We start from the raw sequence: 14873 nt of genomic DNA, 5'->3' as shown, positions 1-14873 counted from the left end.
GGTGCTGTGCTCTGCGGTGCGGTGCGGTGCTCCGCGGTGTGACGCGCGGTCACTCCACGGCGGAGCGGTGTTGTGGCACGCGGTCAATCGACCGTGAAGCCATGCTTCGCGCCGAGCTTGGCGAGGGAGGCCCGGCCGGGGATGCCGTCGGCGGCGGTGCCCGTGTACCCGAGCCGACGCTGCCAAGCCGCGTAGGCCGCGACCGTGACGGAGCCGAAGGAGCCGTCCGTGGCGTACGCGGCGGCCAGCAGCCCTTCCGCCTTCAGCGCGGCCTCCACCGGGCGCACGTCCGCCGGATGGGTGCTCCCGCCCTGCGCCAGCCCCGGGTCACGCCGGGCGGCGGCGGTCACCCGCGCCAGACTGACGGACGGTTTCCCGGTGCCGCCGGACGGCTTCTTGGTACCGCCGTCGGGATCGCTGCTGTTGGGGCGGGGCGCGCCTTTGGCCACCCAGGCGTAGAGCGGACCGCCCGGACAGCTCGTGGCGTATCCGTCGCGGTGGCCCTTGATCTCGTCCCCCGCGCCGTTGCGCCGCAGCAGCTCGATGCCGTCGCGTACGGCCGTCAGCATCGCGTCGGTCGGCTGGGTCAGCCCTTCGGACCCGACCAGACAGCAGATGGCGTAGTGCCCGCGGTTGAGTTCCTGGTTGCCGTTGGCGCCGGTCCGTCTGCCGATGCCGCGCCCCTCGAAGAGGTAACCGTGCGGACAGACGAGGTAGTTGTAGGCGATGTCGGAGTAGTTCTCCTTCTTGTTCGCCAGGTGCGAGGCCCGGATGGCCTTCACCTCGGCGACACAGGCGTCGTGGTCCTTGAGCAGCCGGGTGCTGACCGGGGTGCCCTCGTAGTGGACCTTGACGCCCTTGGTCCGGGTCTGCGCGGGTGCCTGTGAGGCGGGCCAGCCCAGTTGGGCACGGGTGACCAGTTTCATCGGTCGGGTTCCTCTCGGTTCGGTGAGCCCCGGCAGGCGGCACGTGAGGTGCGCGGCGGTGGCCGGGACAAGGCGCGGGACGAGGCGGCCGTCGGTCCCGCCGGGACGGGCCGGTACATACCTCGCGGGTCCGCGCTCGGCGGACATCGGCACGGCGAGGGCTTCCGCCGCGGGCGACCCCCCACCGCCCGCGCGTGTCTGCCGGATGTCACCCCCGTGGACATCCGTGATCCGCAGCCCTCGTACTCGTGGTCTCCGGGCCCGCGGCGCTCCCCCCTTGGCAGCGGCGGGCCGTTCTCCCGTCGCGTCACAGGGTGCCGTGGCGGGGCGGACCGTTCCTATCCCAGAAAGCTGGGGAGTTCGACGGGACGGAAGCGCCGCCACCGCGACACTCCACGCCGCACACACCCTTTCTCCACAGGACGGATACACGGCTACCATCGCCGGTATGGGGCGTATTGGGGGGACAACGCGGTCCGGCACGGTCCAGGACGCGGCGGTACGTGCGGCGACGTCGGCCGAGAGTGTCGAGGCGTTCTTCGACGAGGTGGCGCGGGTGATCGTGCCCGCGCTGCGGGTCGACATGTGGGCCGGGGTCACGGTCGATCCACGGACGCTGATGAACACCGGCGGCAACTACCGGTGCGCGGTGCCGGCCGCGCTGATGCCGCGGATGCTCGACATCGAGTACTGCGAGGGGGACGTCAACTCGATCCCCGACCTGGCCCGTAAACCGGTACCCGTCGGGCTGCTCAGCGAGGAGGTCGGCGGTCGCCTCGAACTCAGCCCGCGCTACCGGGACATAGCCGGTCCGCTCGGTTTCCGGGACGAACTGCGGGTGGCGCTGCGCGACCGGCACGGCGCCTGGGGCGCCCTGGTACTTGGCCGGGCCGTGGACGCCCCCGCGTTCACGCCCGCGGACCTGGCGCTGGCCGAGTCGCTCGCCCAGCCGCTGGGCAGCGCGCTGCGCCGCCTGCACCTCACGGACCGCGCCCACCGCGAACCGGCGCCGACCGCACCGGGCCTGGTCCTGCTGGACGAGGAGTACAACGTGCTCCAGATGTCCCCCGCCTTCCCGCTCTGGATCGACGGCGTCTCCCTCCCGCCCACCGGGCGCACCAGGTCCCCGGCCGGAGCGTCCCTGCCCCCGGCGGTGTACGGCGTGGCGGCGGCGGTCCGCGCACCGGGAGCGGCGAGTTCCTTCACCTCCTGGGCGCACAGCGGCTCCCAGGGATCCGTGCGGTTGCACGCCTGGCGGCTCGACGACCTCACCGAGGCGCGGGTCGCGGTCGTGGTCGAGCCCGCCGGGCCAGGTGAACGCCTCGGGGTGATCGTCGCGGCGTACGGGCTCAGCGCCCGCGAGCAGCACATCACGGAGCTGGTGCTGCACGGCCACTCCACCGCGGAGATCGCCCGCCGCGCGGGCCTGTCCCCGCACACGGTCCAGGACCACCTCAAGTCGGTGTTCGACAAGACAGGCGTCCGCAGCCGCCGCGACCTGGTGGCCACACTGTTCGTCCGCCACCACGCCCCGGCACTGGCACCGACCACACCACCGCAGGTGTGTCCGGAGCCGGGGGCCGGGGGTGTGGGGTCACCGGTGACCGACCGACGCGGGTGAGATTCCGTCGATGAACCGGACCATCTGCGGGGTCAGCAACGACAGTGCCGCGCCCAGAACGGTCTTGCTGACGTGCACCGAGTGACTGAGGGTCCTGTTGGTGCGCCCTGCCCGGCGTGTTGTGGCACTCACAGGGCGGCAGAGACACACAACGCCGTTGATTCCGCTGCTCACTTCGGGTCCGCCCGAAGCGGGGGTTTCCTCCGGAGGTCGGCCTTGGGCACTCTGCGCGTCCCTACCGTGAAACGCGTCGGTGTTCCTGACCAAGGAGAGGGACCTGTGGCGAACAGCTTCCAGACGGAAGAGATCCCGCACGGCTTCGCATAACGGAAGAGATCCCGCACGGCTTCGCATACACGGAGACCAACGGCCTCATCCACTACAAGTACACGATCATCCTGACCGTGCCCCCGCCGAACGCCGGGCCGTGGGGGGACGCATGGCTCAGCTTCGGCAGCGCCTACGCGGACGTCAAGCTCGGAGTGAGCATCTACGCCGGCAACACATGGAACGGTGTCACGCCCCGGCTCGTCCCGGACAACGGCCGCCGTCTCGGTGAGCGGCTTCCCGCCGACACCCAGAAGGTGGTCATCGGCCGTATGAAGAAGGACGCCACCGACTCGGCGGACGACCTGCCGGTCAGCTGGCTCCTGGAGTACCTCGGAACCTGACACGGCAGGGCCGCTGCCCCAGCCCGGGGCAGCGGCCCTGTCCATGCCCATCGACTCGTAGGTACGTCCGTGTTCCCGCCCCGCCCCCGATCACGACCTGACCGCACCCGGCCGGGTCCTCACGTCAGATGCGCGCCGCCGTCGATCAGGAACGACTGGCCGTTGATGAACTCGGCGTCGCCGGAGAACAGGAACGCCACCATCGCCGCGATGTCCTCCGGCTTGCCGAGGCGTGGGGAGCGGGCGGCGGACAGGCCCTGGGTGCGCAGTTCCTCCGTCGTCGTGGCCATCGCCGAGGTGGTGAGGGTGAGGCCGGGAGAGATGAGGTTGCAGCGGACGCCCCGCTTGCCGCCCAGGCTCGCGGTGTGCCGGGTCAGCCCGACGAGACCGCTCTTCGCCGCCTGATAGGAGACCTTCGTCGGCGGGGCCACCCACACCGAACTCGACATCGTGTTGACGATCGATCCGCTGCCCTGCCGCAGCATCACCGGCAGCGCGTGGCGGATGCCGAGCATGTATCCGGTGAGGGTGACGTCGATGGTGTGGTGCCAAATGTCCAGGGGGACATCGGTCACCTCGACGTCGGCGTTCATCGTGGCCGGAGACAGGTCCGCCGCCACGTTGTACAGCCCGTCCAGGGTCCCGTAAGTGCGTACGGTGAAGTCGATGAGCCCGGCGTACGACTCCTCGTTGCTGATGTCGAAGCCCTGGCCGACGGCCTCGCCGCCGTTCGCCCTGATCTCGGCCGCGAGTTTCTGGGCGGCCGACTCGTTCAGGTCGGCCACGACCACCGCCATGCCCTCCTCGGCCAGCCGGACGGCGGTCGCCCCGCCTATCCCGCCCGGTGAGCCGCCCGCGACGATGGCCACCTTGTCCTTGAGTCCACGCATTCCGCTCTCCTCCTCGTGCTTCATGTCTGCTGTTCGGTACGGCGGGCCAGCTGGCGCAGGAAGATCTCCCGCTCACTCGCCAGCGCCGACCGGAAGGGCAGCCGGCGGCTCTCCCGCAGCGCCGCGGTGGCCGCGATCAGGGCCGACCCGGAGTGACGCGCGAACTGCTGCGCCCAGGCGACCGCGTGGTCGACGAACCCTTCGGCCGGGAGCAGCGCGTTCAGCCACCCCACCCGGTAGGCGTCCGCCCCGGTGAACTCACGCCCGCCGAGGATCACCTCGGCCGCGAACCCCGGCCCGACGAGCCGTGGCAGCCGGACCGTGGCACCACCGCCGGGGATGATCCCCGCGGGCACCTCCGACTGCCGCAGCCGGGCACGCGGCGAACCGACGCGCAGGGTGCAGGCCAGCGCCAGTTCGCTGCCTCCGCCGGACGCGATCCCGTCGATCGCGGCGATCGTCGGCTGCGGCAGCTCCTCGATGCGCTGGAAGGCGTCGAGGTGCGCCTCGAGTCCCCGGGAGCGGATCACGCCGTCCTCGCCGGGGGCGAGCCAGTCCGGGTGACCGGACAGATCGCCGTGGTTGACGAAGTACCCGTCGCCTCCCCCGGTGATGACGATCACCTTCGTCCGGTCGGTGCGCTCGGCGAGCCCGTCGCACAGGGCGACGAGTTCGTCCAACGACTCCGGAGGGAGCAAGTGATCCGGCGGCCTGCGGAAGGTCAGCAGGGCGATCGGGCCCCGGTGCTCAAGGGTCCAGTCACCCATGACGGCCGCCATCACCCGGCGAGGGTCGGCCGGCGGCCGATCAGGACGACGGCGGAGCGCTGGGCGGCTCGGCCCTTCTGCTTCTCGGACATGGCTGTCTGTTCTCTCCGCTCGATGAAGGCGGCGTGGCGCGCCGCCGCTGTCACCGAGTCTGGTGAGCCCCGCTCCCCGCGACATCGGTAGAACGTCTGCCGAGCCCGGACCCGGCGACGGTCGGATGACTTACCCTCGCGTCCGGACGGGTGGCGTACGACTACCTGTACCTCGCCCTGTCACCCCAGGTCATCGCGGGTGGGGACGCTCGCCTTCCCCGGTGCCGACGGAATCTCCAGTGTCCGCTGCATCAGCACCGTGTCGATCCACCGTCCGTGCTTGTGCCCGACCGCCGTCAATCGACCCGCGTCGGTGAACCCATGCCGCCGGTGCAGTGCGACGGAGGCATCCGTTCCCATGTCCGCGATGACCGCGACCACCTGGCGTACGGCTGACTCGGCGCAAGCTGTCAGCAGGGCTCCCAGCAGTGCGCCGCCCAGCCCCTGGCCGGTCCGGGCGGGCGCCAGATAGATCGAGTTCTCGGCGGTGTGCCGGTAGGCGGGCCTGGTGCGCCACGGGGCCGCGTAGGCATACCCCGCGACCTCGCCGGACACCTCGGCGACCAGGAAGGGCAGCCCCCGCGCGGTGAGATCGTCGAGCCGCTGGCGCCAGGCGGAGAGGGACGGCGGGGTCTCCTCGAAGGTGATCACGGTGTGGCGGACGTAGTAGGTGAAGATCCCGGCCACCCCACGCAGATCGGACGGGGCGGCGGGGCGGATGACGGGCGCGGCGGTGGTCACTGCGTACGAGTGTAGGAGGGCGCGGGAAGCCCGAAGGGCGTCGCGGCAGCCGGGCCCCTCTCCCCGGCCGCCGTCGGTGTCACATCTACAGGACTGAGCACACGATGGCGGGGCGCCGACTAGCCAGTCGAACTGGCCGGTGGGTCTTCGATGCCCTGGCGATGGACTGCACGTGCCAGGCGGCCCTTGAACTCTCCCTGACCGTGGAGGACGGAGAGGCCCTGGGTCTCCTCCGTATGGTCGACCCGCGTCTCACGCTGCTGCCCGCACCGATCCGAGGCCCGATCGCGACGGCGGCGGAGCCGAGGCACCGGGTCAGATCCGGCGCGGACAGCGCGTCCGTGGGCAACAAGTGCGGCCCGTCGCTTCGGGGGATGAACGACGGACCGCGCCATCACAATGCCGCACCGCCCGCCTCCGCGCGAGGGCTATGACGATTCCGGCGGCCGTGTTGTCTGTTTCTCGACTCTGGACACATGTCCGGCTGAGGCGGGCGGGCCGCAGCCCGTGGGGCTGTGTGAGCCTCCGGCACACCCCCTGAGCCGCCGCCCGGATCGACGGGTATCCGGCTGGATCGGGGAGGGCCCGTCCGGCGTCAGCGGGAGTCACTTCCGGCCCGCGTGCGGGCGCGGGACCGGTGGGGCGCGGTGACATGGATCCACATGAGCAGGTCTTGGACGCGGGCCTTGACCTTAAGCACGGTGGCCGGGCCGTGGGTGTCGCGGGTGGCGATGTGTTCGTGCAGCGGCGGGCCGTCGACGCACTCGGCGCGAACCGCCTTCCGCGACACCGCGACACCCTCCACGCGACATTTACGGCCAGCGTGGGAATCCCATACGAGCCATACCAAGACACAAGAATTGACAGCACCGCACGCACACCCTTGGGTGAAGGGGCCGCGTCACGGGGCACGTGGGGCGGCGGCATCCCGCGCACCTAAGCACCTCAGCACCTCAGCACCGACACATCCGCCCCGCACGCGACCGCACCCGCACCTTCACGGAACGCCCGTTCAGCGCGTACCCCCGGCAGCCCGTCGACACGGACCGCCGATCACCCGCCCCCGTTCCCGATGCGAAGGACGACCATGGCCGAGCCTGTGAGACACGCCCCCACCGCTGACGTCGACGCCGTCATCACAGCCGACGCCCACCTGCTGGACGCCGATCTCCGGGACCTCCTCGCGGTGTCGGCGCACAACGTCATGGAGCCCTTGGTCCCGGGCTTCGCGCCGCAGAACCGCACCCTGCAAGACGCCATACGGCTCGCGCTGCACGCCCCGCACACCGATGCCTTCGCCCTGGACCACGCGCGCCTCCGCTCCACGGGACGCGGCGGCGGCCCGGCGCCCGGGGTCCGCCCCTCCACGGTGTACTGGGCCTTCCGCAACTACCGTGGGTTCAGCGTGGAGGACGAGGCCGGGGCGGACTTCGGGACGGTCCGCCGGATCGCCGCCTCGGTGCGCCTGCTGCTCAAGGCGGCCGTCATCATCGACGACATCCAGGACGGCAGCGAGACACGGTTCGGCAGACCGGCGCTGCACCTCACCCACGGTGTCCCGCTCGCCCTGAACACCGCCTCCTGGATGATCACGCGCGGGCTGCGGCACATGGCGGTCCCCGAGGTGGTCGACTACGCCCTGGGCGCGGTACAGAACGGGTTCACCGGTCAGGCACTCGACCTGTCCACCCACCTCACCGACGTGAAGCGGACCCTGGCCGCCGGACCCCCGGCGGACCGCGTCGAGTTCTGGACATCGGTCGCCGCCCTCAAGACCTCCACACTGCTCCAACTTCCCCTGAACACGGCTGCGTTCGCGCTGGACATACCTCGGGACGAGCGCACGGTCCTTGATGAGAGCATGCACCTCATGGGGCTCGGCGCACAGTTGCTCAACGATCTCCTCGACTTCCTCCCCCACCACTCGGCGGCGAACAGCTTCACCGACTTCAAGGGGCTCAAGAACCGCGTCTGCCTGGAACTCCTGGGGATGTCCACCCCACCGTCCCGCGCGGCGGACGACATGACTCCGGAGGAGTTGAAGTCCTTCGCCCTGGACCACCCCGGGCTTCCGGACGTCATGCTCCGGCTCGCCGATGACGCCGTCCGGTTCAAGCGGACCGCCAAGGAGCGGGTGTTCGCGCTGTGCCGCTCCAAGGAGAGCGCGGCCTACTTCGACGCGGCGATCGAGCGCGTCGGTCACCACATCGACCTGGTCGCCGAGGAGTTGCACACGGCCACCTCCCTGGACGCACTGCTCGTGCCCACCGCGGCGGGGTGAAAGCGCCAGGGGGCCCGATTCCATCCCGTCACCTCTCACGTGGCCGAAGAACACGGTCCGCACCGGAGCCCCGGTCGCTAGCCTGAAATCCGCGTGTCGACATACGGGGGTGGACAGCGGGATGAGAGTCACGCTTGCCGTCAGTGATCCGACGGGGACGGTCATGGGCGGGGCACAGGAACTCTGCACCTGGCTGCGGCGCGATCCCGAACTGCGTATGCGGGTGCGGCGTGTTGAGGACAACGCGCCCCGGGCGGGCACGATGGGCGGCTCCGGGGAGCTTCTCTCCCTGCTGCTCGCACCCGGCGGAGTGACCGCCGCGCTCGCCGCCGCCCTGGTCGCCTGGCTCCAGACCCGTAGAGGCAGCCAGACGGTGACGATCAATCTGCCCGACGGTACGCAGATCACCGTCGCCGCCGACCGGGTACGTGACCTGAGCGCCAGCGACTCCGCGGAGACCGCCCGCCGGATCGCCGAGGGTCTCCTGACCCAGGAGCAGACGCAGGGGCGTGCACAGACACAAGGGCAAGGACAAGGACAGGGGCAGGGGCAGGGGCAAGGGCAAGGGCAGGGGCAAGGGCAGGGGCAAGGGCAGGGGGAAGCGCAGGCACAGACGCAAGCGCAGACCCAGGCACAGACTCAGGCGCCCGTCCCCACCCAAGACCCGCCCCCCACGCACACCACCGACCCTGACCCCCCACCAGGACAGGACGGGACCTGACGTGCCGCCCCTGGAAGGCAGCGACCTCGCCGGACCCGGCTGCCAAGCCGTAGTCGTCGGTACCGGACTCCATGCCCCGGGCGCGGGACTGGACAGCCTGCCCGGCGCCACACGTTCCGCCACCGCGCTCGCCTCCGCCCTGCACGAGGTGTGCGGCATCCCCGCCGACGCGATCCGGCTCATCCTCGATCCCGGCGATCCGACGCAGGTACTGGACGCCGTCAACACGGCGGTGGAGCGGGCCGAAGGCGGTGTCGTCCTCTTCTGCTTCACCGGGCACGGACTCCTCGGGCCCGAGGAGCGTCTGTACCTGGCGACCGGTGCGAGCACGATGGCCGATCACGGGGCGCGCGGAGTGCCGTACGCCGAGGTCAAGGCGCGTCTCGGGGCGGCGGCGGCCCGGTCGGTGGTGATTCTGGACTGCTGCTTCTCCGGGCTCGCGGAGGCCGCCGGGCGACGGTCGCGGCCCGATCCGTACGCCTCCGCGCGGCCCGACGGCAGCTATCTGCTGACGTCCGCCACCCACTACGCCGCCTCCTTCGCACCGGAGGGAGACACGTACACGCTGTTCGGCGGGGCGCTGGTGGAACTGCTGAGGGAGGGCGATCCGGCCGGGCCGAAGTGGCTCACCCTGGCCGATGTGCACCGGCTCCTGGACCGGCGGTTCCAGGGCGGACCCGCGCGTCCGCACGCGGATGCCAGCGGGCGTATCGGGGACCTGGTGATCGCCCGCAACCCCCGGTACGTGGCGCCCCCGGACGGTGTCCAGGAGGAAGCCCCCGGCGACCCCGCCGCCCCTTGCCCGTATCCCGGTATGCGGCCCTTCCTGCCGGAGCAGCGGACGCTGTTCTTCGGGCGGGGCGAGCTGACCCGGGCCCTGGTGGCACGGGTCGAGGCGGCCCCGCCCGGTCGTCCGGTGGTGCTCGTCGGTCCTTCCGGCGTCGGCAAGTCCTCGCTGCTGCGGGCCGGGCTCGCGGCGACCCTGGCGACGGGCGGAGACCGGGTGCTCGTGATGCCCGGTCCCGGTCCCCGCCCGTTCGAGGCCCTGGTCACCCGCTGGGCCGACGCGGTAGGACGGCCCTTCCAGGAGGTGGCGCGGGATCTGGGCGCCGGACGCTTCACCAGCGCGGCGCCCGGCCATCGGGCCCCGCACGTCCTGGTCGTCGATCAACTGGAGGAGATCTTCACCCACTGCCGGGACGACGAGGAACGCGCACTCTTCCTCCGGGCGATGGTGGGCCGAGGACCCCTGGAGACTCCGGAGGAGAGCGGTGCCGCTCCCCGTCTCGTCCTCGGTCTGCGGGCCGACTACTACGGCCGCTGCCTCGCCGACCCCGGGCTGGCCCAGGCGGTGCGCGACGGACAGTTCACGGTCCCCGCGCTGAGCGAACAGGAAGTGCGGGCCGCGATCGAGGGACCCGCCGAGCACGCGGGCCTGCGTCTGGAGGCCGGGCTCACCGACCTCCTCGTGCGGGACCTCAGCGAGGAGCACGGCGGCCCCGTCGCGCTCCCCTTCCTCGCCCACGCCCTCCAGGAGACATGGACCGCCCGCCGGGGCGGGCTGCTCACACTGGCCGGATATCAGGCCACCGGCGGCATCCACGGCTCGGTGGCCCGCACCGCCGAACGCGTCCATGAGTCACTCGACGCGGCCGGGCGTGACGCGCTGCGGGTGCTGGTGCTGCGGCTGGTGCACCTGGTCGACCAGGACGGGCTGGCCGTCCGCCGTCGGCTGCGCATCGAGGAGGCGGGCGCGGGCGCCGGGGTCCTGCAACGGATGGCGGACGCCCGGCTCGTCGTACTCGACGACGGTGAGGCCCAGTTGTGCCACGACTCACTGCTGCACGGCTGGCCCCGGCTGCGCGGCTGGATCGCCGCCGATCTGGACGCCCTCCTCGTCCGCAACCGGCTCGGGCGCGCGGCGGACGCCTGGCAGAGCGACGGCCGTCCCGCGAGCGGTCTGTACGCGGGCCGTCATCTCGCCGCCGCCCGCGCCCTCACCGAGCCCGCCGGGGCGGTGCTGCCGCTGCGTCCCGTCGAGCGGGACTTCCTCGCCGTCAGCGGCCGTGCCGAGCTGCTCAGACGGCGTACCCGGACCGTCGCGGTGGCGGTGCTCGCCGCGCTGACCCTGCTGGCCGGGCTCCTCGCGGTCCAGTCCGACCGGGCGCGCCGGGTCGCCGAGGACCGGGAGAACACGCTGCTGGCGCAGCAACTCGCCACGCGTGCCGAACAGTTGCGTGGACGCGATCCGCAGACCGCGCTGCGGCTCAGTCTCGCCGCGTACCGCACGGCGCCGACCGCCGAGTCCCGGTCGGCGCTGTACGACTCGTACCAGACGGTGACGCCGAGCGTGCTGCCGGGCATCCGGGAGCCCGTGGTGAATCTTGCGTTCACTCCCGACGCGACGGTGCTCGCCACCAGTCAGCGCGGGGGCAGGGTGCAGTTGTGGGACGTCTCGCGCCCCGGAAGCCCGCGCAAGGGCGCCGACCTGACCGGGGACGACACGAGTCCCATCGCGATGCACCCCAGTCGGCCGATCCTCGCGGCGCAGGAGCCGGGCAGGCTGACGCTGTGGGACGTGTCGGACCCACGCGAGCCGCGCCGCCTCGGGGCCCAGACGTTCCCCTCCGGTCCCAGCATGAGCCTCCAGTTCAGCCCGGACGGCTCCGCGCTGGCCGCGGGCGGCAATGCGCCCGGGAGCAATGGTGAACTGGACGGCACGGGGCGGCTGATGCTCTGGGACGTGTCCCGTCCCGACCGGCCGGTGCTGCGCACTGAGCGGACCCTTGAGGAGGCATGGCTGAACGGGGTCTCCTTCCACCGCGACGGACGTCTCCTCGTCACGGCCGGTGCCGTCGGGGAGACCGGACCGGCCCCGGTACGGCTGTGGGACGTGACCCGCCTCGATGAACCCGTTCTGCTCGACACGGCGTCGACGCCGTCCGCGTTCGCCGTCGGGGTGCATCCCCGCAAGGATCTGGTCGTCGCCACGGGGGGTGAGGGAGCGGTCGGCTGGTGGGCGATCGACGGCGGACGGCGGCTCCGGCACATTCCGGTGGGCCCGACCGTGGACGGGATCACACCGACCCCGGAGGGCTGGGGCAACAACAGTATGCCGTCGCTGGCCTTCTTCCCCGACGGCGGGATGATCGCGGTGGCCGACGACAGTGCCGGTGGACTCTTCTTCCAGCGACGAATAGCCGATCTGGAGTCGCTGCACTCCCTCGACGCGGAGGTCCGGCAGTTCCCTTCGGCCGAACCCGTCCAGTCCGTGGCCGTCTCCTCGACGGGGCAGGTGGCGGCGGGTGAACAGGGCGGGCAGGTACGTCTGTGGCCGCAGCGTACCGCCGCTCCGTACGCGGACGGGGCCATGGTCAGCCCCGATTACGGTGGCCATGCCTTCAGCGCGGACGGGTCCCTGATGGCCACGACCACGGGGCGCGTCGACATCACGGCAAGCGTGTGGGACACCCGGGACATCACCCGGCCCCGGCGGTACTGGACGCTGCCGGGACACTGGGAGAGCACGGAGTTCCTGCCCGGCCGGAGCAGTCCGGTACTGCTCGCGTCCCGCTGGGTGCAGGACACTCAGCAACAGCAGTTGCGGTTGTGGGAAGTCGGCGTGGGCGAAGAGCCCCGGGACGGCGCGACGATCGACCTCACCGGTGGGGCGAGCGTGCTCGCCGTCAACGCCGAGGGGACATTGCTGGCCATCGGCGATGCGGGCGAGCGCGACGTGCAGATCTGGGACATCACCGATATCGACAGGCCACGGCGGCAGTCAGTGATCGACACGCCCGTCAGCTACACCTCGCTGTTCGCCGGGGACGCCTTGATCACGCCGGATTCCCAGGACTTGCGCATGTGGGACCTCCGTGACCCGACACGTCCACGGCTGGTCAAGACCTTCAAGGACGGCGGCCTGTACTCGGGTGCCGGTTACGTCCACTCCTCGAAGATCCTGCTCGTCGAGGAGGCGGGACAGGCCGTACGGCTGTGGAGCCTCTCCGACGTGGACAGTCCGGAGGAGGGCGGACGGCTTCCGGCCGGACCGCTTGGCTACTTCCCCGCCGGGGAGGATCTCCTGCTGACCGCGCTCAACGACGGGACGGTCCAGTTCTGGGACGTGAGCGACTTTCGGCACCCCCGCCGCACCACCACCCTGCGCCTCGACCAACAGGCGGAACAGATGACGGTGACCGACGGGGGGCAGTGGGCGGTGTCCGACCCGCCGACGACACTGTGGCAGCGGACACCGGACGGCGAGTGGCGCGCTCCGGCGTTCGCCATCCTGTCCCAGGCGGCAGCGATCGAACAGATTCCAGGACAGGAGCACGTTCTGGCTGTGGTGACGGACCGGGGACGCCTCGCCACCAACTGGTACTGGGACGCCCAGGAGGAACGTGAGCGCACCTACTTCCTCGACCTCCGCCCCGACCGCGTCCACCAGGACCTCTGCCGCCGCTACCCCGACAGTGTCACCGAGGAAGAGTGGAAGCAGCTCTTCCCCGGTATCGCGCACCGCGCCTCATGCTGAACGCGGGCTCCGTCACGTGCAGGGCGTGCAGCAGGTGGGCGCCGGTTCGACGCAGATAGTCACCGCGTCGGTGTTGTCGCCGGTGTCGGGGTCCTTCTCGTTCGCGGTGGCGGTCGCGGTGTTGTGGACGGCGCCGGTCTGCGTGGCCTTGGCCCGCAGGACGAGCGTGGCGGTGGCGCCGACGGGCAGGTCGCCCACGGTCCACCGGCCGGTGGCCGGGTCGTAGGGTCCGGTGCCTCCGGCGTCCGCGGAGAGGAAGGCGAGACCGGCCGGGAGCCGGTCGGTGACATGGACGCCGGTGGCCCGGTTCGGGCCGGTGTTGGCGACGGTGACGCGGTAGGTCACCGTCTGGCCGACGGTGACGGTCGTGGCGTCGGCGGCCTTGGTGACACTCAGGTCGGCGGCGGGCTTGACCTGGGTGAGCGCCTCGTCGGAGGTGGCCGTCAGCGGCTGGGGCGTCTCGCCGAGCCGGTTCTCGTAGGTGGCGGTCGCGGTGTTTCTGATCACCTTTCCGGCGCTGGCCAGGTCGATGACGACGCGGTACTCGGCCGTGGTCCCGCCCGGCAGGGTCTCCGTGTTGGCCAGCCGGCCCCCGGCGGCGGCGGAGGCGCCGGTGCCCAGGTAGAAGACGACCTTGCCGGTCTCGGGGTCGTAGTGGCCCTGGTCGTCGCCCGGTGCGTCGGTGACGGCGCCCGTGTTCGGGCCGTCCACGATCCGCAGGGAGCCCGGCACATAGGTCGTCCCGGGTGGTACGACGTCGGTGAGGACCAGGGCCTCGGCGGGGCCGCCGCCCTCGTTGCGGGCGGTGATGCGGTAGGTGAGGACGTCGCCCACGTCCAGCGGCCCGGCGGGGATCGCCGTCTTGTGGAGGACGATGTGGGGGGCGGTGCCGAAGAAGATGCCGTCGAGGAAGTTGCCGATGCCGCGGTTGCCGCCCGCGGCGGCGATGGAGCGGAACGCGAACCGGGTGAGGGTCTGCCCGGCCGGGACGACGTAGGTGCCGGTGTAGTGGCCCCAGGCGTTCTTGCCGTCGGTGATGCGCCGCTGCTCCACGGTCGACCCCGGGGCGCCGATGTCCAGCGCCATGGTGTCGTCGCCGAGCCGGCCGCGGTGGTACAGACGCCAGTACAGCGTGATGCCGGGGGTGGTCGGGAGGTCCTGGTAGAGGGTGGAGACCTCGTTGGCGTTCAGTTCGGCGAACTGGGCGCCGTCGGCGGAGGGGACACCGAGAAAGCCGGAGCGCCACAGTTCGACCATGTGGTCGGAGGCGGTGGTGAGCCAGCCGGGGACGCGCTTGGCGGCCTGGGTCTGGGAGGCGTCCGGCAGGATCTCGAAGTCGGTCACGACGGGTTCTTCGAAACTGCCGTTGACGAGGGTGACACGGAACGGCGCGGGGGGCGTGGACATGGTGCTTCTCCTCGGAGTTCACGCTGCTGGGGCACGCCGACCGACCGGCACGATCCGTAGCCGCCGGAGCGAACCCATTACGTTCAGTAGCGAATCGCGGGAGTTGCACTACGTACAGTGGCGCCCCTTCGGCTCCGGCCAACTCCGTGTGACGGGTTTACATATGCCTCTGGCAGGCCACTTCCCCGCGCCAAACAGGCACCGCGACCCCGGCCGGGC

General features: G+C 71.4%; 12 protein-coding genes. 5 read left to right on the top strand and 7 right to left on the bottom strand.

The genetic code is table 11. The features are described 5' to 3' along the window. Nucleotides 1–83: 83 nt before the first annotated feature. Nucleotides 84–926, bottom strand: coding sequence for an N-acetylmuramoyl-L-alanine amidase (locus AB0D49_RS29360; RefSeq protein ID WP_362762811.1), 843 nt, complete (start codon nucleotides 924–926; stop codon nucleotides 84–86). Nucleotides 927–1374: 448 nt separating this feature from the next. Between AB0D49_RS29360 and AB0D49_RS29355 the strand changes: the two genes are divergently transcribed. Continuing rightward, the gene (locus AB0D49_RS29355) at nucleotides 1375–2547 is read left to right on the top strand and encodes a LuxR C-terminal-related transcriptional regulator (protein WP_362762808.1); all 1173 of its coding nucleotides are present in this window, start codon (nucleotides 1375–1377) and stop codon (nucleotides 2545–2547) included. Nucleotides 2548–2951: 404 nt separating this feature from the next. Next, entirely contained in the window at nucleotides 2952–3218 is a 267-nt protein-coding gene (locus AB0D49_RS29350; RefSeq protein ID WP_362762806.1) for a hypothetical protein, read from the top strand. Between the two features lie 119 nt (nucleotides 3219–3337). On the opposite strand, the gene AB0D49_RS29345 is transcribed toward AB0D49_RS29350, so the two are convergent. The 5 genes from AB0D49_RS29345 to AB0D49_RS29325 form a co-directional block, all read right to left on the bottom strand. Further along, nucleotides 3338–4108, bottom strand: a complete 771-nt coding sequence (locus AB0D49_RS29345) for an SDR family oxidoreductase (RefSeq protein WP_362762803.1) — start codon at nucleotides 4106–4108, stop codon at nucleotides 3338–3340. A gap of 20 nt (nucleotides 4109–4128) precedes the next feature. Then, the gene (locus AB0D49_RS29340) at nucleotides 4129–4875 is read right to left on the bottom strand and encodes an enoyl-CoA hydratase/isomerase family protein (protein ID WP_362762800.1); all 747 of its coding nucleotides are present in this window, start codon (nucleotides 4873–4875) and stop codon (nucleotides 4129–4131) included. 11 nt (nucleotides 4876–4886) lie between these two features. Then, nucleotides 4887–5021, bottom strand: coding sequence for a hypothetical protein (locus AB0D49_RS29335; RefSeq protein WP_362762796.1), 135 nt, complete (start codon nucleotides 5019–5021; stop codon nucleotides 4887–4889). 126 nt (nucleotides 5022–5147) lie between these two features. Further along, nucleotides 5148–5708: an N-acetyltransferase family protein gene (locus AB0D49_RS29330; protein WP_362762793.1), complete on the bottom strand. Its 561-nt coding sequence runs from the start codon at nucleotides 5706–5708 to the stop codon at nucleotides 5148–5150. Nucleotides 5709–6303: 595 nt separating this feature from the next. After that, the gene (locus AB0D49_RS29325) at nucleotides 6304–6498 is read right to left on the bottom strand and encodes a hypothetical protein (RefSeq protein WP_362762790.1); all 195 of its coding nucleotides are present in this window, start codon (nucleotides 6496–6498) and stop codon (nucleotides 6304–6306) included. A gap of 297 nt (nucleotides 6499–6795) precedes the next feature. Here AB0D49_RS29325 and AB0D49_RS29320 point away from each other — a divergent pair, with 297 nt between their 5' ends. The 3 genes from AB0D49_RS29320 to AB0D49_RS29310 all read left to right on the top strand — a co-directional run bounded on the left by AB0D49_RS29320 (nucleotide 6796) and on the right by AB0D49_RS29310 (nucleotide 13247). After that, nucleotides 6796–7989 carry a polyprenyl synthetase family protein gene (locus tag AB0D49_RS29320; RefSeq protein WP_362762787.1) on the top strand — a complete coding sequence of 398 codons (1194 nt, stop codon included), beginning with the start codon at nucleotides 6796–6798 and terminating at the stop codon, nucleotides 7987–7989. Between the two features lie 121 nt (nucleotides 7990–8110). Next, a complete protein-coding gene (locus AB0D49_RS29315; RefSeq protein ID WP_362762784.1) occupies nucleotides 8111–8710 on the top strand; it encodes a hypothetical protein in 600 nt (199 codons plus the stop codon). Between the two features lies 1 nt (nucleotide 8711). Further along, a complete protein-coding gene (locus AB0D49_RS29310) occupies nucleotides 8712–13247 on the top strand; it encodes a hypothetical protein (RefSeq protein ID WP_362762781.1) in 4536 nt (1511 codons plus the stop codon). Nucleotides 13248–13259: 12 nt separating this feature from the next. Here AB0D49_RS29310 and AB0D49_RS29305 read toward each other — a convergent pair whose 3' ends face one another. After that, complete coding sequence (locus AB0D49_RS29305; RefSeq protein ID WP_362762778.1) at nucleotides 13260–14654, bottom strand: hypothetical protein; 1395 nt, start codon at nucleotides 14652–14654, stop codon at nucleotides 13260–13262. Nucleotides 14655–14873 lie beyond the last annotated feature (219 nt).

This window comes from Streptomyces sp. NPDC048290, assembly GCF_040652095.1.
Classification (GTDB): domain Bacteria; phylum Actinomycetota; class Actinomycetes; order Streptomycetales; family Streptomycetaceae; genus Streptomyces.
Note: the sequence above shows the minus strand (reverse complement) of the source record. Positions and strands in the feature narration are given on the sequence as shown.

Coding starts and splice junctions, on each gene's coding strand:
- AB0D49_RS29360 (WP_362762811.1), bottom strand. CDS start 926: ATGAAACTGGTCACCCGTGCCCAACTGGGCTGGCCCGCCTCACAGGCA.
- AB0D49_RS29355 (WP_362762808.1), top strand. CDS start 1,375: ATGGGGCGTATTGGGGGGACAACGCGGTCCGGCACGGTCCAGGACGCG.
- AB0D49_RS29345 (WP_362762803.1), bottom strand. CDS start 4,108: ATGCGTGGACTCAAGGACAAGGTGGCCATCGTCGCGGGCGGCTCACCG.
- AB0D49_RS29340 (WP_362762800.1), bottom strand. CDS start 4,875: ATGGGTGACTGGACCCTTGAGCACCGGGGCCCGATCGCCCTGCTGACC.
- AB0D49_RS29320 (WP_362762787.1), top strand. CDS start 6,796: ATGGCCGAGCCTGTGAGACACGCCCCCACCGCTGACGTCGACGCCGTC.
- AB0D49_RS29315 (WP_362762784.1), top strand. CDS start 8,111: ATGAGAGTCACGCTTGCCGTCAGTGATCCGACGGGGACGGTCATGGGC.
- AB0D49_RS29305 (WP_362762778.1), bottom strand. CDS start 14,654: ATGTCCACGCCCCCCGCGCCGTTCCGTGTCACCCTCGTCAACGGCAGT.